Annotated in this window: 22 protein-coding genes; 15 read left to right on the top strand and 7 right to left on the bottom strand. The window is 35.2% G+C overall.

Annotation, left to right across the window (positions count from 1 at the left end; translation table 11 throughout):
• Window positions 1–367 precede the first annotated feature (367 nt).
• From L1967_RS18280 to L1967_RS18265, 4 genes are all read left to right on the top strand, one after another.
• Window positions 368–1,120 (top strand): NUDIX hydrolase, encoded by a 753-nt coding sequence (locus L1967_RS18280; RefSeq protein WP_249602947.1) that lies wholly within the window; start codon window positions 368–370, stop codon window positions 1,118–1,120.
• 133 nt (window positions 1,121–1,253) lie between these two features.
• The gene (locus tag L1967_RS18275) at window positions 1,254–4,373 is read left to right on the top strand and encodes a PAS domain S-box protein (RefSeq protein WP_249602946.1); all 3,120 of its coding nucleotides are present in this window, start codon (window positions 1,254–1,256) and stop codon (window positions 4,371–4,373) included.
• Window positions 4,360–4,758: a response regulator gene (locus L1967_RS18270; protein WP_249602945.1), complete on the top strand. Its 399-nt coding sequence runs from the start codon at window positions 4,360–4,362 to the stop codon at window positions 4,756–4,758. The genes L1967_RS18275 and L1967_RS18270 overlap by 14 nt, the downstream gene beginning before the upstream one ends.
• A gap of 92 nt (window positions 4,759–4,850) precedes the next feature.
• Window positions 4,851–5,288 carry a hypothetical protein gene (locus L1967_RS18265; protein ID WP_249602944.1) on the top strand — a complete coding sequence of 146 codons (438 nt, stop codon included), beginning with the start codon at window positions 4,851–4,853 and terminating at the stop codon, window positions 5,286–5,288.
• Window positions 5,289–5,373: 85 nt separating this feature from the next.
• Here L1967_RS18265 and rpsA read toward each other — a convergent pair whose 3' ends face one another.
• The 4 genes from rpsA to lon form a co-directional block, all read right to left on the bottom strand.
• The gene (gene rpsA, locus L1967_RS18260) at window positions 5,374–7,203 is read right to left on the bottom strand and encodes a 30S ribosomal protein S1 (RefSeq protein ID WP_249602943.1); all 1,830 of its coding nucleotides are present in this window, start codon (window positions 7,201–7,203) and stop codon (window positions 5,374–5,376) included.
• Window positions 7,204–7,375: 172 nt separating this feature from the next.
• Window positions 7,376–8,569 carry an MFS transporter gene (locus L1967_RS18255; RefSeq protein ID WP_249602942.1) on the bottom strand — a complete coding sequence of 398 codons (1,194 nt, stop codon included), beginning with the start codon at window positions 8,567–8,569 and terminating at the stop codon, window positions 7,376–7,378.
• Between the two features lies 1 nt (window position 8,570).
• Window positions 8,571–9,263 (bottom strand): (d)CMP kinase, encoded by a 693-nt coding sequence (cmk, locus tag L1967_RS18250; protein ID WP_249602941.1) that lies wholly within the window; start codon window positions 9,261–9,263, stop codon window positions 8,571–8,573.
• Between the two features lie 91 nt (window positions 9,264–9,354).
• Complete coding sequence (gene lon, locus L1967_RS18245; RefSeq protein WP_249602940.1) at window positions 9,355–11,805, bottom strand: endopeptidase La; 2,451 nt, start codon at window positions 11,803–11,805, stop codon at window positions 9,355–9,357.
• A gap of 214 nt (window positions 11,806–12,019) precedes the next feature.
• Between lon and L1967_RS18240 the strand changes: the two genes are divergently transcribed.
• From L1967_RS18240 to L1967_RS18225, 4 genes are read left to right on the top strand one after another with little or no spacing between them, the layout of a single operon-like run.
• The gene (locus L1967_RS18240) at window positions 12,020–12,577 is read left to right on the top strand and encodes an RNA polymerase sigma factor (RefSeq protein WP_249602939.1); all 558 of its coding nucleotides are present in this window, start codon (window positions 12,020–12,022) and stop codon (window positions 12,575–12,577) included.
• Window positions 12,567–13,130, top strand: a complete 564-nt coding sequence (locus L1967_RS18235) for a DUF4179 domain-containing protein (protein WP_249602938.1) — start codon at window positions 12,567–12,569, stop codon at window positions 13,128–13,130. The genes L1967_RS18240 and L1967_RS18235 overlap by 11 nt, the downstream gene beginning before the upstream one ends.
• The gene (locus L1967_RS18230; RefSeq protein ID WP_249602937.1) at window positions 13,111–14,202 is read left to right on the top strand and encodes a DUF4097 domain-containing protein; all 1,092 of its coding nucleotides are present in this window, start codon (window positions 13,111–13,113) and stop codon (window positions 14,200–14,202) included. The genes L1967_RS18235 and L1967_RS18230 overlap by 20 nt, the downstream gene beginning before the upstream one ends.
• Before the next feature lie 58 nt (window positions 14,203–14,260).
• Window positions 14,261–14,998, top strand: coding sequence for a head GIN domain-containing protein (locus L1967_RS18225; RefSeq protein WP_249602936.1), 738 nt, complete (start codon window positions 14,261–14,263; stop codon window positions 14,996–14,998).
• A gap of 608 nt (window positions 14,999–15,606) precedes the next feature.
• Here L1967_RS18225 and L1967_RS18220 read toward each other — a convergent pair.
• Window positions 15,607–16,926 carry an MFS transporter gene (locus L1967_RS18220; RefSeq protein WP_249602935.1) on the bottom strand — a complete coding sequence of 440 codons (1,320 nt, stop codon included), beginning with the start codon at window positions 16,924–16,926 and terminating at the stop codon, window positions 15,607–15,609.
• Window positions 16,927–16,989: 63 nt separating this feature from the next.
• On the bottom strand, window positions 16,990–17,814 hold the full coding sequence (locus L1967_RS18215) for a M48 family metallopeptidase (protein WP_249602934.1): 825 nt from the start codon (window positions 17,812–17,814) through the stop codon (window positions 16,990–16,992).
• Window positions 17,815–17,960: 146 nt separating this feature from the next.
• Here L1967_RS18215 and L1967_RS18210 point away from each other — a divergent pair, with 146 nt between their 5' ends.
• The 5 genes from L1967_RS18210 (at window position 17,961) to lpdA (ending at window position 21,889) form a co-directional block, all read left to right on the top strand.
• Window positions 17,961–18,830, top strand: a complete 870-nt coding sequence (locus L1967_RS18210) for an alpha/beta fold hydrolase (RefSeq protein WP_249602933.1) — start codon at window positions 17,961–17,963, stop codon at window positions 18,828–18,830.
• A gap of 27 nt (window positions 18,831–18,857) precedes the next feature.
• The gene (gene msrB / locus L1967_RS18205) at window positions 18,858–19,346 is read left to right on the top strand and encodes a peptide-methionine (R)-S-oxide reductase MsrB (protein ID WP_249602932.1); all 489 of its coding nucleotides are present in this window, start codon (window positions 18,858–18,860) and stop codon (window positions 19,344–19,346) included.
• Between the two features lie 9 nt (window positions 19,347–19,355).
• Complete coding sequence (msrB, locus tag L1967_RS18200; RefSeq protein WP_249602931.1) at window positions 19,356–19,751, top strand: peptide-methionine (R)-S-oxide reductase MsrB; 396 nt, start codon at window positions 19,356–19,358, stop codon at window positions 19,749–19,751.
• A gap of 22 nt (window positions 19,752–19,773) precedes the next feature.
• Window positions 19,774–20,328, top strand: coding sequence for a hypothetical protein (locus L1967_RS18195; protein ID WP_249602930.1), 555 nt, complete (start codon window positions 19,774–19,776; stop codon window positions 20,326–20,328).
• Window positions 20,329–20,497: 169 nt separating this feature from the next.
• Window positions 20,498–21,889, top strand: a complete 1,392-nt coding sequence (gene lpdA, locus L1967_RS18190; protein ID WP_249602929.1) for a dihydrolipoyl dehydrogenase — start codon at window positions 20,498–20,500, stop codon at window positions 21,887–21,889.
• A gap of 115 nt (window positions 21,890–22,004) precedes the next feature.
• Here the strand turns inward: lpdA and L1967_RS18185 are convergent, their stop codons facing one another.
• Entirely contained in the window at window positions 22,005–23,177 is a 1,173-nt protein-coding gene (locus L1967_RS18185; RefSeq protein ID WP_249602928.1) for a metallophosphoesterase, read from the bottom strand.
• 217 nt (window positions 23,178–23,394) lie between these two features.
• On the opposite strand from L1967_RS18185, the gene L1967_RS18180 reads away from it, so the two are divergent.
• Both L1967_RS18180 and L1967_RS18175 read left to right on the top strand, forming a co-directional pair.
• Window positions 23,395–24,213, top strand: a complete 819-nt coding sequence (locus tag L1967_RS18180) for a sensor histidine kinase (RefSeq protein WP_249602927.1) — start codon at window positions 23,395–23,397, stop codon at window positions 24,211–24,213.
• The gene (locus L1967_RS18175) at window positions 24,210–24,911 is read left to right on the top strand and encodes a LytR/AlgR family response regulator transcription factor (protein ID WP_249602926.1); all 702 of its coding nucleotides are present in this window, start codon (window positions 24,210–24,212) and stop codon (window positions 24,909–24,911) included. The genes L1967_RS18180 and L1967_RS18175 overlap by 4 nt, the downstream gene beginning before the upstream one ends.
• Window positions 24,912–24,915 lie beyond the last annotated feature (4 nt).

Raw genomic sequence — 24,915 nt, 5'->3', positions numbered from 1 at the left:
AAAAACTCAAACTAAAGGACGAAACTATATATTATTACTAAGCAAAAAGGAATAACATATATTAAATGAAATGATGATCTATATGATAGCCTCATAAACACTAACAAACTCTGGTGACTACAGACATTATTTCAAATTTTCTTAATTATTTTTTGATTTTCAATGATTTATAAAATTTCTGGCCTATCAAGACAAAATGCAAATGATCGAAATTATTTAGATAAAGAATATTGAGAAAATATTATTTTCAAAAATTAAAAATTTCACAATTTAAATTATACAATTTTTAATTAACATCAAGTTTTAGTAAAATTAAAGTTTGATTAATAGAAATGTAAATGTAATTTTGAGAATTAAACCAGATACAATGAAATCGGAATTCACTAGAATTTTAAATAAATATTCAAAAATAAACAAAGAGAAAAGTTTACCAAGTATTTCCATCGATTGCGTTGTATTTGGTTTCGATACGTCCTCGCTAAAAATCTTGTTAGTTAGGCTAAAGGAGAAAGATGAATGGGCCCTACCGGGAGGGTATTTATGGAAAAATGAAAACCTGGATGATGGTGCCTATAGAATCCTAGAGGAACGAACCGGAGCAAAAGAAATTTACCTTAATCAATTTAAAACCTTTGGTAACGTAAACCGAACTAAAGATTTCTTTGATGGTCATCCAGATGATCTGTGGCAAAAACAACGATTTCTTTCGGTTGGATATTATGCATTAACCAATTTTGCAAAAGTTGAACCCAAAGTAGACGATTTATCTGATGCCAGCGAATGGAAAAATGTACATGAGCTTCCTAATCTTATGATGGATCACGAGGAAATTTTTAATACTGCGTTATTAGAACTAAGAAAAGGACTTAACTATCGTCCTGTAGGATTAAACCTGTTACCTGAAAAATTTACAATGCCTGAGTTGCAGCGACTCTATGAAATAGTTCTGGATAAGCCCCTTAACCGTGGTAATTTTTATCGTAAAATGACGAAATATGGTATTCTTAATAAATTAAAGGAAACCCGCAAAGGTGGTGCTCACAAAGCTCCTAATTTATATACTTTCAATTTAGAAGTTTATAATGAAGCTTTGGAAAACGGATTTAAAGAAGCCTGGTAAAATTAAGGTATTCTTAACATATCACTGCAACAGATTACAATAAGTATTTATTTAACCCTTATAATTAAATTATTCAAAAAAAAAGTGCCGTTTAATTATATTTTATGTATTTTTAAAACCCTACAAATACATAATGCACCCTAAAAATACCCAAACATCCCCTGTAAAGGATAGCAATTCTTATCTAAATGATGAGTTATATCTGGCTATCACAAAAGATAAGGCTTATTTCGATTTTATTCAAAAATATGCTCTTGATGGTTTTTTTATTATAGACGGCCAGGAAGACGAAAATGTTTTTTGCTCTCCAAAACTTCTGGAATCGCTTGGTTATGATAATACCAAATCTGCTAAAAATAAAAAAATCTGGAAAGATATTATTTATAGCGAGGATCTAAATCAATTTGAGAAAGTTCTTGCCTCAAAAGCTATAAACACTTCACAAGAAGAAAATCTGATCTTTAGATTTGTCCATAGCCACAAATATATACTATGGTTAGAATGCGCTATTATTAGCTTTAAGAATATTTCTTTAAAAAATAGAATCCTGATTGCAGTAAAAAACGTTACTAAATTTAAAAAGTCCGATCTTCATTTACAAGAACAGGTTAAGCGTTATGAGCATGTTTTAGATGGAACCGGTATTGGAACATGGGAATGGAACATCCAAACAGGAGAGACTATTTTTAGCAAACAATGGGCAAAAATTTTAGGCTACGGGCTTGAAGAGTTACAACCAACATCTGTAGATACCTGGAATAAATTTGCGAATCCCGAAGACGCTGAATATTGCCAGAAAATCTTAAATGAACATTTTGAAGGTAAAACAGAAGTATATAAAACCGAAGCCAGAATGCGCCATAAAAAAGGACATTGGGTTTGGGTTGCAGATCGTGGTAAAGTAGTTAGTTGGACGGAAGATGGAAGACCTGAATGGATGACAGGATACCATGAAGAAATAACGCGGCAGAAAAAAGAAATCGAAAGAAGCCAAAAATTTATTGAAGAAGCGCCAACGGCTATTGCAATGTTCGATACCAAAATGCGCTATATCGTAACTTCTAAAAAATGGAAAGAGGATTACCATGTAGAAGATATAGATATCATTAATAAATACCATTACGATATTTTCCCTGATGTAAAAGACGAATGGAAAGCAATCCACCTTCTTGGACTTAAAGGAGAATCACTACTAAGTGAGGATGATGAATTTATAGATCGATTTGGAAAAAAGCGATATGTAAAATGGTCTATGCAGCCCTGGTACACTAATGAGCAAGAAATAGGTGGTATTATAATCCATACTACCGATATTACTCAGCTTAAAAAACTTAAGCAAATTAGCGAAAGCCGTAAACAATTTTTAGAAACCATCCTAGAATCCTTAAAAGTTGGTATCGTTTCCTGTAATGCTAAGGGTGAGCTCGAACTTTTTAACAGTACTACAAGAGAATGGCATGGCTTACCGGTTACTGCCATGGATCCTGATAAACTCTCAGATTACTATGGCCTTTATCATGAGGACGGTAAAACCCATCTTACAAAAGACGAGATTCCTTTACTTCAGGTATTAGAAAATGGTTATATTAGTAATTCTACTATAAGAATTAAGCCTAAATATGGCGAAGATCGACTTGTATCGGTAAGTGGTTCGCAAATTAAAGATAACAACGGTAAGATAATAGGTGCCGTTGTAGCAATGCACGATATCACCTCGTACAAACAATCCCAGGAAAAATTAAGACTAAGCGAAGAAACTTTTCGGGGAAATTTTGAAAATGCTGCAATTGGTATGGCTATTTGTGATCTTAACGCCAAACCCTTAAAAGTAAACAAAAGTCTTTGTTCAATATTAAAGTATAGTCAAAATGAGCTATTAAAAAAGCCCATTTTTGAACTGGTAAATCAAAAAGATTTCAATCGAATTCATAGACTCATCAAGGAATTAGTGCATAAAAAAGAAGATCATTTTCATGTCGAACTTCAACTTATATCCAAGAAAAACGAAAAAATATATGTATTAATATTCGCTTCTTTAATAACAGATAGTAATGGTGAACCACTATTAATCACCATGCAGATAAAGAATATTAGTATTAGAAAATTAGCGCAGCAACAATTAAATAAAGCACTGGCACATCAAAAAGCATTATTGGCTGCCAGTACAAAAGTTAGTTTTATAGCAACAGATAAAGAAGGTTTAATTACCGATTTTAATCTAGGAGCCGAAAACCTTTTAGGCCATAAAGCTGAAAATATTAAAAGAAAAAATGTTTTACTTTTTCACGATCCCAAAGAAATTGCCCAAAGGATTGAGTCTCTCAATCAAGAATTTCGTAGAGAACTTACCAATTTTGAGGCACTGGTTTTTGAAGCTAAAAAGAGAAAAAGTACCACACGTGAATGGAGTTACTTAGACATTAATAAAAATAGAATCCCGATATTATTAACTATAACACCTATTTTACAAGATGAGCAATTAATTGGTTACCTGCATGCAGCACTTGAAATAACCGAACTGAAAGAAGCTAGAAATGAGATCTTAAGTCTTTTAGAAGTTACAAAAGACCAAAATCAACGTTTACGAAATTTTGCAAATATTGTATCCCATAATTTAAGGAGCCATTCCTGCAATTTCTCGTCATTATTGGATCTCCTCAAAATAGAATGCTCAGAACTAAACGAAAATCAAATTATCCAACTTTTAAGAACTGCCAGCGAAAACCTAAAAGAAACCATAGAACATCTTAACGAGGTCGTGGTTATAAATACCTTAATAAAAGAAAATCTGAGCCGATTAAATTTGCATGATTTTATAGAAAAAGCTGTGGAAAGCACAAGTGCACTGGCCATGGAAGCTCAGGTAAACATCGAATTTAATATCGATAAAAACATTAATATACTTGGCATCCCGGCATATTTAGAGAGCATTTTGCTTAATTTTATTACCAACGGTATTAAATATCGTTCTCTAGAAAGAAATAGTTTTATTAAATTGTATGCTGAAAATGATCTGGTTAATGGTGAAACTATTCTTAACATTGAGGATAACGGACTGGGGATTGATTTAAAACGAAATCGACATAAGTTGTTTGGAATGTACAACACTTTTCACAAACACAAAGATTCTAGAGGCATTGGACTATTTATTACCAAAAATCAAATTGAAGCCATAGGAGGAAAAATAGAAGTAGAAAGTGAAGTAAATAAGGGAACCCTATTTAAAATCTATTTTAAAAATGAAGAAAATTGATCTTGCCTGCGTTATTGATGATGATCCAATATTCGTTTTTAGCGCAAAAAAAATAATGGAATTAGCCGATTTTTGTAATGGCTTTTTGGTTTTCCATAATGGCAAAGAAGCTTTAAATCACTTAAAGGCTATAATATCTGCAGAAGACGAATTACCAGATGTTATATTATTAGACCTTAATATGCCCGTAATGGATGGATGGGAATTTTTAGAAGAATTTATAAAGATTAAGAGTGAAAAGGTAATTACGATTTATATCGTTAGCTCTTCTATCGATCCCAGTGATATTAATAAGGCAAAATCATACGATAACGTTAGCAACTATATTGTAAAACCAGTAACGATAGATAGTCTTAAAAATGTGCTTCAAAATCACCAAAATTAACTTAATATAAATATTTTTTTTAGTTTTTATTAACTTTTCACGCAACCCATTGAAGATTTTAGCATCTATACTATAGATCTCAAATCTCAGTCATGAAACATTTCTTTAGTTTATTTCTGTTTTTCGGTATATTTTCCTGTAATATCGATCAGTCGGAATATTCAGAGTTACATACCTCTAAGAATTTTCCTCAAAAATGGGAATTGATACAGATGCGCTTCCCGTCAGAAAACATACAGCAAGAAGGCTTAAAAATGGCCTGGCAGGAAAGTTATCTTTTATTACCCGATAGTACCTTCTTAAAAAAACGAATGACCAATACTGAAACTATTACTGCGGAAGGAAAATTTTATACTGAAAAGTTAAATAATGAAATTTATATCCGGTTTGAGTTTGATAAAACCTCTGTAGATTTAGAAGAAGATCCCTTTTCAGAAAACGAAAGACTTTTAATGACTAATGATAATGTAATGGTCCTTACTTCTGAATATCAGGGTAAAAAACAAATACTGGACTACAGGCTGAAATAACAAAGTTTATCATTTTTTCAAATAAATCAGAACATAAAAAAACCTCCTTTTTCAAGGAGGTTTTTAGCTTTATAAACTGAAAGAATTATTTTCCTTCCATTTTATCTTTAAGAGCCTGAAGGTCTGCATTTACATCACCAATAGTGGTTTTCTCGTTGTTTTGTGAAGCGGCTTTCTTAGCAGCTTGCTTAACGATTTTTTGCTCTTCTTCTCTGTGGATAGCAGCGTGAGATGCTACAACACGTTTAAACTCTTTATTGAATTCAATAATCTGGAATTCTGCAGTTTCACCTTTCTTAAGTTTACTTCCGTCTTCTTTTTCAAGGTGTCTTTGTGGTACAAATGCAGTAATATCCTCATTAAAATCGATAGTAGCTCCTTTGTCTACGATTTCAGAAATTGCAGCAGTATGAGTAGTACCTACAGCAAATTCAGTTTCGTATTTATCCCAAGGGTTATCTTCGATTTGTTTATGACCTAAACTTAGTTTACGTCCTTCAACATCTAATTCTAATACTACAACTTCTAATTTGTCACCAACATTACAGAATTCAGATGGGTGCTTAATTTTCTTAGTCCAAGAAAGATCAGAGATATAGATAAGTCCGTCGATTCCTTCTTCTAACTCTACGAATACACCAAAGTTAGTAAAGTTACGAACTACACCTGTATGCTTAGATCCAACAGGATATTTAGAAGTAATATCTGTCCATGGATCTGGAGTTAATTGCTTAATTCCAAGAGACATTTTACGATCATCACGGTCTAAAGTAAGGATTTGAGCTTCCACCTCGTCACCAACATTTACGAAATCCTGAGCTGATCTTAGGTGTGTACTCCAAGACATTTCAGAAACGTGAATTAATCCTTCTACACCTTCAGCAACTTCGATAAATGCACCGTAATCTGCGATTACAACTACTTTACCTTTTACTTTATCACCAACTTTAAGATCTTCGTCTAGCGCTTCCCATGGGTGTTTATGTAATTGCTTAAGACCTAACTGGATTCTAGTCTTAGCCTCATCAAAGTCTAAGATTACAACGTTAAGTTTTTGATCTAGTTCAACAATCTCGTTTGGATGATTAATTCTAGACCAAGAAAGATCGGTAATGTGAATAAGTCCGTCAACTCCTCCAAGGTCAACGAATACACCGTAAGAAGTAATATTCTTAACAGTACCTTCTAATACCTGACCTTTTTCTAACTGACCAATAATTTCTTTCTTCTGTTCTTCGATATCAGCTTCGATAAGTGCTTTATGAGATACCACAACGTTTTTAAATTCGTGGTTAATTTTCACCACTTTAAATTCCATTGTTTTACCTACATAAGCATCGTAATCTCTAATTGGCTTCACATCGATTTGAGAACCTGGCAAGAAAGCTTCAATACCAAATACATCTACGATCATACCACCTTTAGTACGACACTTCACAAAACCGTTAACGATAAGACCTTCATCATGTGCTTTGTTCACACGATCCCATGCCATGATCACACGAGCCTTACGGTGAGAAAGTACTAACTGTCCGGTAGCATCTTCTCTAACGTCGATTAAAACTTCTACCTCATCACCAACTTTAAGATCTGGGTTGTAACGAAACTCGTTAAGAGAGATTACCCCTTCACTTTTTGCATTAATGTCGATAATTGCATCACGATCTGTAATATTGATTACTTTTCCTGTTACAACTTCATCATCAAGAGTGTCTACGAAGTTTTCTTCAACTAATTTCTCGAATTCTTCCAGCTTATCATCTGCGATAGGATCAATCCCTTCTTCGTAGTTGTGCCAGTTAAATTCTTTTAGGAATTTGTCAGGATTAGCTTGTTGCTCCTCTACTTCTGGTTGAGATGCTGTAGCCATTCCTGCTACTTCCTGAACTTCTTGTTCTTTTTGTTCTTCAGCCATAATAATTGCTGATTAAAATTTGTATTCTAAGTCTTTCGGAAACATTTAAGCAAAATAAAACTAAGAAGATGTTTTACGTTTTGATTTTCAAGCCTTTCTGCATTTCCGTTCTTTTGCCAAAAAGGAGTGCAAAAATACAACTAATTTCAATATTTTCAAACTCTCTAAAAACTTAATTTTCCTCAGGAATAGTTTTCCGGAAAAGAAGATGAAAAACAAGGATCAACACACTGTAAATTAAGCCCAAAGAAGCTACGCCTCTCCACTGAAAAAGTTCCCAGGCATACGCACCGGTTGTTGTACCTAAAGCACCACCGATAAAATAACCGACCATATAAATGGTATTTATCCTATTACGTGCATCGGGATTCCTGGAAAAAATAATATTTTGATTGGTAATATGTAATGACTGTAGCCCCATATCAACCAAAATAACTCCTACCACAAGCCCAATAATTGAATATCCTGAAAACTCAAAAACTATCCAGGCAATGATCATTAATAACGTTGCAATAATGATCAATCGATTTTTGTTCATTGTATCGCTTAATTTCCCAATTAAGCTTGCGGCTAAGGCACCGGCAATTCCCAATACACCAAAAGTACCTGCTACCCCGCTTCCGTAATTAAAATTATCTTCCATAAGGAAGACCAGTGTCGTCCAGAAAGCACTAAAACCGGCAAAACCCAATGCGCCGCGAAGGGCAGCCAATCGTACAGAAGATTCGGTTTTAAAATAGTTCCATAAGGATTGCATAAGTTGTTTATAGGTTCCTGAAAAATCGGGTTGCAATTCGGGTAATTTCAATTTTAGTAATCCCCAGAAGAAAAGCATAATTCCGGCTGCGATAAAATACATCACGCGCCAGCCAAAATATTCTCCCACAAAACCACTTACAAATCGGCTGCCTAAAATCCCGATCAGCAAACCACTCATCACAATACCAATGGCACTCCCACGCTTTTCCGGCTTGGCTAATTGTGCCGCCATGGGCACAAAAACCTGTGGTACCACGCAACTAAAACCTACAAAAAATCCTGATATAGTAAGTACTAGCAAGCTTGGTGCTAAAGCCATTACTAAAAGACTGGCGATAATAAATACAAAATCGATCATCACCATTTTTTTGCGCGGAAATTTATCACCTAAAGGAATAATAAACAGTAATCCAAACGCATAGCCTAATTGTGTAAAAAGCGGAATATTACTCACGGCAGATTCTGATACTCCAAAATCTTTAGCCATTAGATTTAATAAAGGCTGATTATAGTAATTGTTGGCTACCACCAAACCTGCACCAGCCGACATTAAATAGAGTACCGATTTACTTATGCCTTCTTCAGCGGCGTTATCGACTTTGGCCATTTTAGGCGTCCGTTTTTTCTTTTACCAAAGCGAGGATTTTATCGAATTGCTCTTCTTTGCTAAGATTGGTATTATCGATCTCGATAGCGTCTTTGGCTTTGATTAAAGGAGAAGTTTCCCGGGTAGAATCTAAATGATCACGTTCCTCTACATTTTTAAGTACCTCTTCATAGCTTACATCGCTTCCTTTTTCCTTCAATTCGTTATATCGACGTTCTGCCCTTTTTTCCGCAGAAGCCGTCATAAACAATTTTAATTCGGCATCAGGAAATACCACCGTACCAATATCACGGCCATCCATAACAACACCACCTTCTTTGCCCATCTCCTGCTGCTGCGCCACAAGCATTTTACGCACCTCTGGAATTGCTGCAACCTTACTCACATTATTAGACACCTCCATTAGTCTAATTTCTTCTTCTACATTCTCATTATTTAGATGTACTACACCATATCCCAAATTCTCGTTGAATTTAAACTTGATATTTATAAAAGCTAAATGTCTAAGCAAAGCTTCTTTATCTAAACGATTATCGGTAACCATTACCTTACGCATAGCATATAGTGTTACTGCACGGTACATGGCACCCGTATCTACATAGATATAACCAAGCTTTTTAGCTAATTGTTTGGCAACTGTACTTTTTCCTGTTGAAGAATGCCCATCGATGGCAATAGTAATCTTTTTGGTCATTTAGCTGGAATTTTTACAAAAATAGAGATTTGAAGATGGCTGAAACAAAAAAGCCCCGAATTTCTTCGAGGCTTTTTAAATAATTTTATGATTACAATTCCTTTGCGTTTTTCACTTTTTCAGGAGTAATCGCAATATCAATCACCTCACTCATTTCATTTACATAATGAAAAGTAAGACCTTTTAAATATTCGTCTTTAATTTCCTTAATATCACGTTCGTTTTCTTTACAAAGAATAAGCTCTTTAATTCTTGCCCTTTTAGCAGCAAGTATTTTTTCTTTAATTCCGCCTACGGGAAGCACTTTTCCTCTTAAAGTGATCTCACCGGTCATCGCAATGCTTTTCTTCACCTTTTTCTGAGTAAATAAAGAAACTAAAGAAGTAAGCATGGTAATCCCTGCACTTGGCCCATCTTTTGGCGTAGCTCCTTCGGGCACATGGATATGTACATTATATTTCTCAAAAATACCAGCATCTATACCTAGATCACCGGCATTAGATTTAATATATTCCATCGCAATGGTAGCCGACTCTTTCATCACTTTACCCAGGTTTCCGGTAATATTTAAATTTCCTTTTCCTTTAGATAAAATCGATTCAATAAAAAGAATATCGCCACCTACCTGCGTCCAGGCCAATCCGGTTACTACTCCGGCAACTTCATTATTTTCGTATTTATCACGCTCTAAACGAGGGCTACCTAAAATTTCGATAATATCTTCGTTAGTTACCTTTTTGTTATATTCCTCTTCCATCGCGATGCTTTTGGCACCGTAACGTACCACTTTAGCAATCTGCTTTTCTAAGGCTCTAACCCCAGATTCCCGGGTATAGCCTTCCACGATTTTTTCCAGTTGCGCTTTCCCTATTTTAAGATCGTCTTTTGTTAGACCATGCTCTTTTAATTGCTTTGGAAGTAAATGTCTTTTGGCAATCTCAATTTTCTCTTCAATAGTATATCCCGTAACATTAATGATTTCCATACGATCTCGCAATGCAGGCTGAATGGTATTTAAACTATTACATGTCGCAATAAACATCACTTTAGAAAGATCGAAACCTAATTCTAAAAAGTTATCATGAAATTCACTATTCTGCTCGGGATCTAAAACTTCTAATAATGCTGAAGAAGGATCGCCGGCATTCCCCATGCTTAGCTTATCAATTTCATCCAGTACAAAAACAGGATTACTAGTTCCTGCTTTTTTAAGACTCTGGATAATCCTCCCGGGCATCGCACCAATATAGGTTTTACGATGTCCTCGTATTTCAGCTTCATCTCTTAAACCACCCAACGAAATTCGCACATATTCACGGCCTAAAGCCTCGGCTACAGATTTCCCTAAACTGGTTTTACCAACTCCCGGAGGCCCATAAAGACAAAGAATAGGTGATTTCATATCGTTACGCAGTTTTAAAACCGCCAGATATTCTATAATCCTACGTTTTACATCGTCTAAACCGTAATGATCACGATCTAAAATTTTCTTGGCACGTTTAAGATCAAATTTATCCTTGCTAAACTCATCCCATGGAAGATCTAAAAATAAATCCAGATAATTACGCTGAATAGAATATTCGGCTACCTGTGGATTCATACGTTGCATTTTGGAAAGTTCTTTTTCAAAATGCTTTTGTACATCTTCACTCCATTTTTTATCCCTGGCACGAACGCGCATTTCTTCGATTTCATCTTCATGAGAAACACCACCCAGTTCTTCCTGAATAGTTTTCATTTGTTGATGCAAGAAATATTCGCGTTGCTGCTGGCTCATATCACTTTGTACCTTCGACTGGATATCGTTTTTCAACGCCAGTTTCTGGTTTTCGATATTCATAAATTTAAGCGTAGACAACGCTCTTTCTTTTAGATCGTTGGTCGCTAAAAGATTTTGTTTTTCTTCTACCGTAAGATTCATATTAGAAGACACAAAATTGATTAAGAATGAATTACTCTCGATATTCTTAATCGCAAAAGAAGCTTCTGAAGGAATATTAGGACTGCTTTTAATAATCTGAAGCGCCAAATCTTTAATTGCATCGATTATTGCCCCAAATTCTTCATTTTTAGCATCAGGTTTTGTTTCAGGAATTTCTTCAACATTTGCTCTTAGAAACGGTTCTTCCTGAGTTACTTTAGCGATATTAAAACGTTTCTTGCCTTGTATAATCACCGTTGTATTACCATCGGGCATTTTTAAAACCCTTAAAATACGGGCTACTACCCCAATATTATTAATGTCTTTAATGCCAGGATTTTCTACTTCTTCATCTTTCTGGGAAACCACACCAATAATTTTTTCATTATTGTTCGCTTCGTTAATTAATTTTATCGAAGCATCTCTTCCGGCGGTAATGGGAATAACCACTCCCGGAAAGAGCACCGTGTTTCGTAAAGGTAATATTGGTAAATTTTCGGGTAATTTTTCTCTGTTTATTTCCTCTTCATCTTCAGGCGTCATTAACGGTATCAACTCTGCATCTTCATTTATACCCTGTAATGACAAACTGTCAATATCCGTGAATTTTGTCTTAGCCATAAGTTATCTTTAAAAGTCAAACTGTCATTGCAGTTTGTTTATTTCAATTTGTTTTGAGACCTCTATGCCTGCAATTCCTATATTTCAGGCACTTAAAATTGTTGCTTATTAAATGTTTCAATTCCTGTGCCAGCATGTTTTTTCTGAAATAATTTTCAAAAACTGTAACAAATAGAAACTACCCCTATCTTTATATTAGAAACAAGATATTTTTTTGCAACCAACCATCACACATATTAACGATCTTGTAAATGACTGCCGCCAGGGAAACCAGCGCGCGCAAATGGAGATTTACAACAGGTATTACAAGGCCATGTACAATACCGCATTAAGAATTGTTCATCACAGCGCCGAGGCAGAAGATATTATGCAAGAGTCTTTTTTAAGTGCTTTCGAGAAAATCGATCAATTTAAAGCTGAAGCTTCTTTTGGCGCCTGGCTAAAGCGAATTGTGGTAAATAACAGCATTAATGCCCACAATAAAAAATCGAAATACGAAGAAGTAAGCTACAAGGATTATCTTAAAAACGAAACAGACGAGAATGAGGGAATAACTACTAATGATACTCAAAATGAAAAAGTGAAAATGGTTTTAAAAGCCATGCAAGCGCTTAAAGAGAATTACAGGATTTGCCTAACACTCCATTTAATTGAAGGTTATGATTATGAAGAAATAGGCGACATTTTAAATATCTCTTATGCCAATTGCAGGACAACCATCTCACGAGCTAAAGAAAGTTTAAGAAAAAAAATGATGAAAGATGAAAAATGACGAATTCTTTGAAGATCTAAAGGAATTGAACTTTGATATTGCTGAACCAGATTCAGGACACAAAGATCGATTTCTTGAAAAACTCGACCGGCAACATAAAAACAAACTTCCCAAAAAAGGAAAACTAAGAAAGCTTTGGATTCCTTTAAGTAGCATCGCAGCGGCCCTTATCATAGCATTTGTTGCTTTTGGTAATGTATTTAACACACCGGCTTTTGCAAAGGAAGCAGGTCTTGCTGCAGTTTCCCCGCAGATGAAGGAAACACAAGATTTTTACAGTACGCTTATCGAAAGGGAACTTAAATCTATCGAAGGAGAGCGTAGTCCACAAACCAACAAAATCATTAACGATGCATTGGTGCAATTAGAAACTTTAGAAAAAGAATACAATAAACTAAAAAAAGACCTTTTAGAAAGCGGGCAGGATAAACGCGTAATCTATGCCATGATTAACAACTTTCAAAAAAGGATCGACCTGTTAAACCAGGTACTCGATCAAATTGAAACTATAAAACAACTAAACACACAAGAAAATGAAACTAACATTATATAAGCTTTTGTGCTGTGCGCTATTAGTACCGGCAATAGGTTTTGCCAACGGCGATTTTGATGGCAGGCATACCAAAGAAAAAACGATAAAGAAAGAATTTAAAGTATCGCAAAGAGGGGTTTTGGATATTAATAATAACTACGGAAATGTAGATATTTCTACCTGGGACGAAAACCGAATTGTAATTCAGGTTTTTATAAAAACAAATGGTGAAGATCCAGAAAAAGTTCAGAAAAAATTAGATGATATTTCTGTAGATTTTCAGCAAAGCGGGAATCGAATAAGTGCCAGAACAAGATATCAGAAAGAAGAAAGATCCTGGTGGAGCGGTTTATTTAGCAGCGGTAACAATGTTAGCATGGAGATTAACTATGTGGTGAAAGCCCCGGTAAATCATGATATGGTAATCGATAATGACTATGGCGCTATTTATATCGATAAAGTACAGGGAAATACGGACATTTCTTGTGATTATGGAAAAATTGATATTGGCGAATTAAGAGGTTCCAGAAATATTCTAAACTTCGATTATACCCGTAATTCTCACTTTGGATTTATTTCTTCTGCGGAAATTGATGCCGATTATTCTGAATTTACCATTGAAGAAGCTGAAGATTTAGTAATTAGTGCTGATTATACCGACTCGAAAGTTGAAAAAGTAGAAAGCCTTCGATACAATTGTGATTATGGTAGTTTTAGAGTAGACAAAGTAAAAGACCTCGAAGCCGATGGTGATTATCTAAGCACTAAGATTGGACGGGTATTCTCTTCCCTTAACTTAAATCAGGATTACGGCTCAATTTCTATTGAAAAATTGATCGACGGGGTAAAAAGTGTGAGCATCAATACCGATTATGCGGGGATCAAATTAGGTTTTGATGCTGAAATGGATTTTACTTTTAACGTGCAGACCTCTTACGGAAGCATAAAAGGTACAGACGATCTGGAAGTTCAAAAAAGGCATGATCGCAATACCAGTAAGGAGATTTCAGGGTATTATGGCAAACAAAATAGTCAGAATTCAATAAATATTACCACAAGCTACGGTAGTGTAAGCTTTCAAAAAGAATATTAAAATTACAGAATTTCAAAAATAAAATAGCCATCTGGCATAACCATTAATCAATCACATCATGAAAAAATCAATTTTAGTAGCAGCAGTTATCTTTTGTATAAGCATCACCTCAGCAAACGCGCAATGGTGGAGCAGCAATAAAAGTATTAAAGGAAACGGCGATATGGTGAGCAAAAGCCGAAAAACCTCAGATTACGATAAGGTAAGCCTTGTAGGTTTTATGGATGTGGCTTTAGTTAAGGGAACTGAAGGAAACCTAACTATCAATGCCGAAAGCAATCTTCAGGAATATATTACTACGGAAGTAAAAAACGGAACTTTAAAAATTTCAGTAGAAAAAGGCGTAAACATTAGTCCGTCTAAAAACAATATGATAAAAATAACCGTTCCTTTTGAAGATTTAGAAGGAGCTTATATTACTGGAAGTGGTGATATTTGGACTGAGGATAAAATCACCGCACGAGATTTTTCTTTATCGGTAACCGGAAGTGGCGATTTAAAACTAGAAATCGAAGCTGATGATATTAAAGGAAATATTACCGGAAGTGGCGATATCATATTAGAAGGAAACGCAAACAGCCTGGATTGCGGTGTAACAGGATCTGGGGATTTTGATGCTTTTAAACTTAGAGCAAAAAAAGTAAGTGCACAGGTTTCTGGTTCTGGCGATGTGATGGTTTATGCTGAAGAAGAGCTTGAAGCACGAGTTGCAGGCTCTGGAGACATTGAATATAAAGGTAATCCCAGCAAAGAAAACTTTAAAACTTCAGGATCTGGAGATATTTCAAAACACTAATTCCCGATATTGATAATTATTGTTTAATTTTTTTGAATGCGAAGTCCCTTCTCCCTTACAGAAGGGATTTTTTTATGAATGGAATTGTTTAGGGTGAACAGGAATCAGGAATCAGGAATCAGGAATTAGGAATTAGGAATTAGGAATTAGGAATTAGGAATTAGGAATTAGGAATTTAAAACTAATTATTTGATCTGACATCGCTGGCTTTTATTTTACGTAAAATGAAGGATATTGAATTATAAAGGGGCGGAGTAAAACATAAATTAGTGATGAATATTCAACCGTACTAAATCTTGCTTCGTGACTCCTGCATCTTGTTTCTATAGTCTATAGTCTATTCTCTAAAAGCGTAGCGGTCTAATTTCTACTTATAACTCAAAAAAATCTCTCCACTTCGCCTACCTGCCGGCGAGGCAGGGTCGAGATGGCTCACCCTACATGAAAAGTCGGAATTTCGACTAGGGCGTAGCGGAATGGAGAAATGACAACAATTCAGCATCAAAAATTTTATCTTGCTTCCTGTTTCTTACATCTTACTTCTCTAGTCTCTTCTCTCTTTTTCTATATTCTATATTCTATATTCTCAAAGCGCAGCGATCTAATCTCTAATTTCTAATTTTCGGTACTCTGACCAATAAAATAATTCCGCCGATAAAAAAAATGACCAGAAATAATATCGAATTTCGGCTACTTCCGGTATAGTTAGCAACTGCACCGTGTATCATCATTCCGATAACAATTCCAATTTTCTCTGAAACATCATAAAAACTGAAGTAACTGGCGGTATCGATAGCATTTTCGGGCAACATTTTAGAATAAGTAGACCGTGAAAGTGACTGGATCCCCCCCATCACCAAACCTACACTGGCAGCCGCTACATAAAATTGATTAGGAGTGGTTATAAAATAAGCATATACGCAAATTAATGCCCATATGATATTTATAAAAATTAGGGTCTTAATATTACCAATTTTAGCGGCTATTCTCGACGTTAATGTTGCTCCCAGAACGGCTACTAACTGGATAAGCAAAATGCTTACAATTAATCCTGTTGTAGCATCCTGTTCGCCCCAATCTAATTCTTTAATCCCAAAATAAGTAGCGATAAGCATAATGGTTTGTACCGCCATACTATAGACAAAGAAGGCTCCAAGATACCTTTTAAGCTGGCGATTATGATTTAAAGAACTCCATATTTTCCGAAGTTCTTTAAAGCCATTAAACATTACATTTTTAGTCAGTTTTGCTTTTTTGGTTCCTTTTGGCAAATAGTAATACGTGTACTGACTAAAACCAATCCACCATACTCCCGTTAGCACAAAAGAAAGTCGGGTTGGCAATCCTTCATCTTCAAAACCAAACATTTCGTATTTAAGGATCATCAATAAACAAAGCAAAAGCAAGATAACGCTACCAATATAGCCTAGCGAAAAACCTTTTGCGCTTATTTTATCCTGTTGCTCTGGGAAAGCAATATCTGGCAGATAACTATTATAAAACACCAGACTGGACCAGAAACCTATCAATGCCAGAAAATAACAAAGTAAGCCAAACCACAAAAATTCAAGATTAAACCAAAAAAGACCTATACAGGATAAAGCACCTAGATAACAGAAAAATTTCAGGAAATTCTTTTTGTTCCCTACATAATCGGCAATCCCGGACAAAAACGGACTAAGTATAGAGACTACCAGAAAAGCTGCCGCGGTTACATAAGAAATTACAGTATCATTATTTAAATCAAATCCTAAAAAAGGAACCTTATCATTAATGATATTCCCTTCAGCATCTTTTATAATAGTAAGTGCCCCATAAAAAATAGGAAATATGGCAGAAGAAATAACCAGACTGTACACCGAGTTTGCCCAGTCGTAAAATGCCCATGCGTTAAGTAGCTTTTTACTACCTTTTGGAAGATTTTTCATGGACTAAAAATAAAAAAGCTACACCAGATAGTGCAGCTTTTTCAATTTATTTATTTGTAAATATTATTGAAAACTTGTCACTCCGTATTTTCGGGCTTCAGCTTTTGCTTCAGGAGCCCAGGCTTCAAGATTATTTATTCTGGTTTGATTTGATGGGTGTGTGCTTAAAAATTCTGGTGTAGATGCCCCTCCACTGTTTTGTTGCATTCTTCTCCAAAGATCGGCTGCCTCGTCTGGGTTATAACCCGCAATGGCCATTAAAGTTAAACCTATTCTATCAGCTTCAGACTCGTGACTCCTACTAAAAGGTAACATCACTCCTACCTGAGATCCAAGTCCATAAGCCTGGGCAAAAATCTGCTGTGTTTGCTGACTTTTACCGCTTAATGCTACCGTTCCTGCAACGGCACCCAATTGTTGTAGTTGAGCGGCACTCATTCGTTGTGCTCCATGATCGGCCAAGGCATGTGCTACCTCGTGTCCCATTACGACCGCGAGACCGGTTTCATCCTGAGTGATTGGTAAGATACCCGTATACACCACGGTTTTACCACCCGGCATGGCAAATGCGTTTACCTGATCGTCCTTTACCAGATTATATTCAAATCTAAAATCATCCAAAAATCCCTGATAACCATTCGCATTTAAATAACGCTCGGCTGCGGTTTTAATTCTATCCCCTACTCTTTTTACCATTCTGGATTCAGCAGTACCGGTCACTACTTTACTACTATCCAAAAATGACTGATATTGTTGAAATGAAGCCGGGAACAATTGGTCATTACTTACAAAATTTAAATTCTTTTGTCCTGTGAAAGGATTTACTTTACAGGCGACTACTGTTAAGGTAGCCACAAAAAGAACTAATATCCACTTCTTTACTTTCATAGTTAATTAGATTAGTTTTGTTAAAATTACAAAAGCCACATCGCTTTAAAGTTTTGTTTAAGTAGGATTTAACAATTTTTCAGCTTTCAAAAAGGATTCCAAAATTTTAGAATCTTAAGATCTGGATATCAATTATTTATATAAGAATGGCAAAAAAACATAAAGATAAGACCCCAATTCAGCAATTACTGCTCCCCTGGTATATTTTATACACCGGTAAATTCTTAAACTGGGTGTCTCCTTACCTGGCCAGTAGATTTGCTGGCAAATTATTTCTTACTCCATTAAAGTATAAACTTCCAAAGCGGGAAAAGGCTATGGATCAAAATACCAAACAAACACCGCTGATTTTGCCCAAAAGCAAAAAGCAAATTATTGTTTATGAATATGGTAATGGCGGCAAAAAAGTGTTACTGGTCCATGGTTGGAGTGGCCGTGGCACGCAACTTTCTAAAATAGCCGATGCCTTGCTAAAAAAAGGCTTTAGTACGATAAGCTTTGATGCTCCTGCTCACGGTAAAGCGCCAGGAAAAATGAGCATGATGCCTCACTTTATAGAAGCTATTCATTTTTTAAACAAAAAGTACGGTCCGTTTCATTCGATCATTGGACATTCCTTGGGTGGCATGTCTACACTAAAAGCGATTAAAGAAGGAGTATCTCCAGAAAAAGCTGTCATTATTGGAACGGCTAATAGCGTTACGGCCATCACGCAGGAATTTGTTCAAAACCTGCACATGGATAAAGAAGTAGCCTATTTGATGAAAGCACATTTTGATGAAAAATTTGGACAGGATATGGATAACTATTCTGGCGCGATTTCAGCGCAAAGCGTACACCTTCCTACGTTGGTAATTCACGATAAAAATGATGTAGATGTAGATTATAAATGCGCAGAAGAAATAGATAAACAACTTACCGATAGCGAATTATACTTAACCGAAGGCCTGGGACATCGCAGAATCCTGGGAGATCCAAAAGTCATTAACAAAATCACAACGTTCATCACGGCATAATCTTTGTAACTTTCAAAATAAAAACAAATGAGAAAGTTACTTTTTATATTCATCGCGGTGTTTACTCTGGTAAGTTGCAAAGGAAATGCCCAGGAAGAAAAACCCAAATCAAAACAAAAGTTTGAAGTTTCTAAAACGGAAAGTGAGTGGAAAAAAGAACTGACTGCTGCTGAATTTAAAGTGCTTAGAAAAGCTGCAACAGAACGTCCTTTTTCCAGCGAATTATTAAACGTAAAAGGGAATGGCACCTTTGTTTGTGCTGCCTGCGGAAATGAACTTTACGAGAATAAATACAAATTTGATAGCGGTACCGGCTGGCCAAGTTTTGATCGTGCCATAAAGGGTGGCGTTGCTTTTGGATCTGATTCTAAACTAGGCTACCAGCGTGATGAAGTTCACTGTGCAAAATGTGGTGGACATTTAGGTCATGTTTTTGACGATGGACCAAGAGAAACGACTGGAAAAAGGCACTGCATTAACGGCGTCGCTATGGATTTTATACCAACCAAAAAATAATTAACCCAAATGAAAAAATATAATGTTGAAAAATCGGAAGCTGAATGGAAAGAACAGCTATCTGAAGAGCAATACCGTGTCTTAAGAAAAAAAGGAACTGAAGCTCCGCATACCGGTAAGTATAATTTACATTTTGAAGATGGCGAATATCGCTGCGCCGCTTGCAACGAAAAACTGTTTGAAAGTGATAGTAAATTTGAAAGCGGTTGTGGATGGCCCAGTTTTGATGAAGCGATTGAAGGCAAAATCGAATATGTACAGGATCGTACCTTTGGGATGATTAGAACCGAGATTTTATGTGCAAACTGCGGAAGCCACTTAGGCCATGTGTTTGATGATGGACCAACAGAAACCGGGCAGCGCTATTGCGTAAACTCGGCCAGCATAGATTTTAAAAACAATTAAAAACCCTTAAATATTAACCACTATGAAAAAGATATTCACCTTACTTTTCGCAACCACATTTTTATTTACTTCCTGTTCTGATGATGGCGAACCGGGACCACAAGGCCCTCCTGGAGAAGATGGACTTGGAGCAATACCCGCTATTTTTGAAGTCGAAAGTGATTTAATTTATGATGCTGATGCTAATTATTGGACAACAGGTTTAATTACATTCGATAATTTTACCAACTTTGAGATATTCGACACCGATGTTGTACTGGTATATCGCTTAGACGCTATAGGAGAATTAGACAATGGTGATCCTGTAGATGAGTGGAGTTTACTTCCTCAAAATTTCTTTACTGCTGAAGGCACTATTCAATATGTTTTTAACCACACCTTTGTAGATGCTGAGATTTTTGTCGATGGTAATTACAATCTAAGTAATTTAGATCCAGGGTTTACTGATGGTCAAATTTTTAGAATTGCTATTATCCCCGGAGATATTTATTCATCTTCGAACTTTAATGAAAACAACCTGGGCTCTCTAATGAGAGAATTGAATCTTAAAACTTCAGATATAAAAATGGCTAATTAAGCTTCTTTATATTTTAAAAATCAACGGCTTTATCTTTTTAGGTAAAGCCTTTTTTATTTCAGAAGAAATCCCAAAAACTTTTAGCCAATCCTACAACTTCAAAACTTTTCGGTTAGGGGATTATTCCGTAAATTCGCAGGAACTATTTTTTGTATAAAAAAATCTAAATATGAGTAAATACGATATCATTGTTTTAGGTAGTGGCCCGGGTGGTTATGTAACGGCAATCCGTGCTTCACAATTAGGCTTTAAAACGGCGATTGTGGAAAAAGAAAACCTGGGTGGTGTTTGTCTAAACTGGGGATGTATCCCTACAAAAGCCCTGCTTAAAAGTGCAGAGGTTTTTGACTATCTTAAACATGCTGAAGACTACGGCTTAAAACTGGAAAATCCAGATAAGGATTTTGGTGCTGTAATTAAAAGAAGTCGTGACGTTGCTAACGGTATGAGTAAGGGCGTACAGTTCCTTATGAAAAAAAATAAAATCGATGTTATCGATGGCTACGGGAAACTTAAGACTGGTAAAAAAGTGGAAGTTACCGATGCTAAGGATAAAAAGACAGAATATTCTGCTGACCATATTATTGTAGCTACAGGGGCTCGTTCTCGCGAACTGCCTAACCTAAAACAAGACGGTAAAAAAGTTATCGGATATCGTGAGGCGATGTCTTTAGACAAGCAACCAAAGAAAATGATCGTTGTGGGTAGTGGTGCGATTGGTGTTGAGTTTGCTCATTTTTATAACTCAATGGGAACCGAGGTTACTATTGTAGAATTCTTACCAAACCTGGTGCCTTTAGAAGACGAGGATGTATCTAAACAATTTGAGCGTAGCGTTAAGAAAGCCGGAATTAAAGTGATGACCAACTCTTCTGTAGAAAGCGTTGATACTTCTGGTGAAGGCGTGAAAGCTAAAGTAAAAACAAAAAAAGGAGAAGAAACTTTAGAAGCCGATATTGTACTTTCTGCAGTTGGTATTAAAACAAATATCGAAAATATTGGTCTTGAAGAATTAGGGATCAAAACCGATAAAGATAAGATCGTTGTAGACGATTTCTATAAAACAAATAAAGACGGAATTTACGCTATTGGTGATGTGGTTCATGGCCCAGCCCTTGCTCACGTTGCTTCTGCGGAAGGAATTATTTGTGTTGAGAAAATTAAAGGAATGAATGTACAGCCTTTAGACTATGGAAATATTCCTGGTTGTACCTATGCTACTCCTGAAATTGCATCGGTAGGAATGACTGAAAAGCAAGCTAAAGAAGCTGGTTACGAAATTAAAGTGGGTAAATTCCCATTCTCTGCTTCTGGTAAAGCGAAAGCTGCCGGAAAATCAGACGGATTCGTAAAAGTGATCTTCGATGCTAAATACGGTGAATGGTTAGGCTGCCACATGATTGGTGCCGGTGTTACCGATATGATTGCGGAAGCTGTTCTTGGTAGAAAACTAGAAACTACAGGACACGAAGTATTAAAAGCAGTTCACCCTCACCCAACAATGAGTGAAGCGGTAATGGAAGCTGTTGCTGCTGCTTACGACGAAGTGATCCATATCTAAGAATTAGATTTTATATTTTAAAACAAAAACCCTGAAAGTCGATATTTTCAGGGTTTTTTTATGTATTCATTTTGGCCGTAATCTTGGTACAGCTCAGTTACCATTGGTGAGAATTTTAAAGCTTTTCTTTGGTACCGTCATCAAGCACCCTATAATAATCATTCCCTGAAATAAGAAGTCCTTCCGATCCAAAACTCGGCCAGTTCTTATGATAATCCTTAGCATGTTTCACATCGATTCCATATACTTTCCCTTCAAAGAATTTTTTAACTTTAAATTGCAGCGTGTGACCAACAATAACTGCTTTAGCATTAAACTTTTTTAATGGCGCTTCTACTTCTTTCTGATGAAGATCTTCTTTAAAATATCCCCTATACCAGCTCACTCCTGTTTTAGAAGAAATTAGAAGTTCTTTTTCATCCTTATTTATCTTTGGATATGGAGCCTTGTAATATGTAGGTTTTAAATAATCATTTATTTCAGCAATAGAAATATTCATATTCGCAATATCTGGATGAAGACCTCCATGCACAAAAATATTCCCATTAATCATTTCAATTACATTCTTGCTGGAGAGCCAATTCCCTAAAACCGAATGTTTACTATAAAGATCAGATTGTGATTTGCCAATCATTGAAGCGACAAATGTATATTTTAAAGAAGCGGCCTGATGATCCCCATACATATTTTTTAATTCATGGTTTCCTAATATAAAATGAACTTTCCCGCCCTGTTTACTTGCCTCTTGTTCTAGCTTATAAATAAACCATAAAACCTGCATGGTCGAAAAGCCCCTATCTACAAAATCGCCTAATAATACTAGATGATTTTCTCCAAATATCCAATTAAGCTCTTTATCGACCACCTGATTTGTAATCAAGAAGTCCCTAAATGTTTTAAATCCACTCTCAATATCAGCTATTGCGAGAATTTGATTCCCATCTTGATATATCGTTTTAGGAGAACTGAATTTCGTTTTCAAATTGAATTCAAAACTCGAAGAATCTAAAGGAAAAAATACTGAAACAGGAATTTGATCATTATGCGTATATTCTTTTTCATCAATAAAAAATCCATCTTCTTTATTTCCCTTTATATATTTTATACTTACTATACTATCAGTTTTATAAAATGCGTAGGGTCCTTCCCGATTAAAATTGAGCCGGTTTTGATTATGCCCATAAGTAAGTTGCGCCCCATGATATATCCCAAAAGGGACCACCACAGCTAATAAGACTAATAAGGTTACACCTAAATGTTTTAGGTATCTAAAAAATCTTGCTTTCATGATTATTTATTTAATTGTATCGTTAATTCTGAAAGCAAAGCTGGTTCTATACTTTTAATCCCTAAAAAAATAGTTTCAAAATGCGCTGTTTTTATGATAAACTATAGCATTTATCTTCGAAAGTTATTTCATCACCTATAAGCATGTTTTTATATCATCGAAAGAATTGTTAGTCACTAATTTTTAATCCTTAAGCATAATCTGAGTATTTTGCGGCATGACTTTTAATTTTACAGAAAAAAAATGGCTTGCGATAAAACTCATTATAGTTTTGTCTGTCTTATTGCCCGTTAGTATTGTTACTTACCAGATCGTTTTTTCAGGAAAGGATTCAGTAATATTACTCGAAGATTACCCTACACCAGTAAGCTTCATCATACTTATCTATTATTTGATCCTTTTAATTTTAGGAATTCTATGGCTTTTGATACAGTTAAAAAGTATCATTAATCTTAAAAATGAAAAGAAAAAGAACGAATTATTGCACTTACAGAATCAAGTAAATCCTCATTTCTTTTTTAATATGTTGAATAATCTATATGGAGTAGTTGGAAAAGATACTATAAAAGCAAAAAATCTTATCCTTAAATTATCAGATCTAATGCGTTATAGTATTTATAGAGGAGCGAAGAATGAAGTGAGAATAAAAGAAGAGATAAGCTATCTTCAAAGTTTTATTGAATTAAATAAAATTCGTTATCATAAAGAGATTGATATTCGATTTGAAATTGAGGTTGATAATGAAGATGAAAAAATAATGCCTTTAATCTTTATAGCTTTAATGGAAAATGCTTTTAAGCATGGAGTTGAAAATCTTAGAGAGAAGTCATTTGTATATTGCCATCTTAGGGCTTTAAAAGGGGAAATAATATTTGAAATATCTAACAATTTCGATAAGCAAGGATCTAACGAAAAACCGGGAATTGGAATAAAAAATCTAAAACGTCGACTTGAAATTGCATATCCCAATAAGCATATATTTAAAATTACTCAAAAAGAAACAGTTTTTACAGCTTTTCTAAAAATAAGGAAATGACCAAATATCTAATCATCGATGATGAACATATAGCCCACGAAATCATAAAAGATTATTGTGATTTAATCCCAGGTTTGATGTTATCAAAACACTGCTATGATGCTATAGAAGCTTTAGAATATCTGCGAAGTCATAGTGTAGACTTGATATTTCTGGATCTGAACATGCCTAAATTAAAAGGCTTTGATTTCTTAAAATCCCTATCAAAACCGCCAAAAGTAATCGTTACAACAGCATACCAGGAGCATGCTTTAGAAGGATATGAACTAGAAGTGATCGATTATCTTTTGAAACCCTTCAGTTTCGAACGTTTATTAAAAGCGGTTAATAAAGCACTTACGGTAGAACATCTAAATCCACTTAATATAGCTCCCGAAAATAGAAATAAGTCAGACTTCATCTTTCTTTACTCCGATAAAAAACATATTCAGATAAAACTCGATGATGTCATTTATATTGAAGCTGCCGGAAATTACTCAAAAATTATATGTACCGAAGACCAGCTATTGATGAGAGTAAAAATTTCGGAAATGATAAATAAGCTACCCCAAGAAATGTTTATTCGCATTCATAAATCCTACATAGTCGCTAAACGACATATAAAAACCATAGAAGGGAATCGCATAGCAGTTCATAATAAACATATTCCTATAGGAAAAGTCTATAAAGCTGGTATAGATGCGCTTTTGGAAAAATAGATAG

The organism is Zunongwangia pacifica (genome assembly GCF_023499215.1).
Lineage (GTDB): Bacteria > Bacteroidota > Bacteroidia > Flavobacteriales > Flavobacteriaceae > Zunongwangia > Zunongwangia pacifica.
The sequence above is the reverse complement of the archived record's forward strand: the minus strand, read 5'-3'. Positions and strand labels throughout refer to the sequence as shown.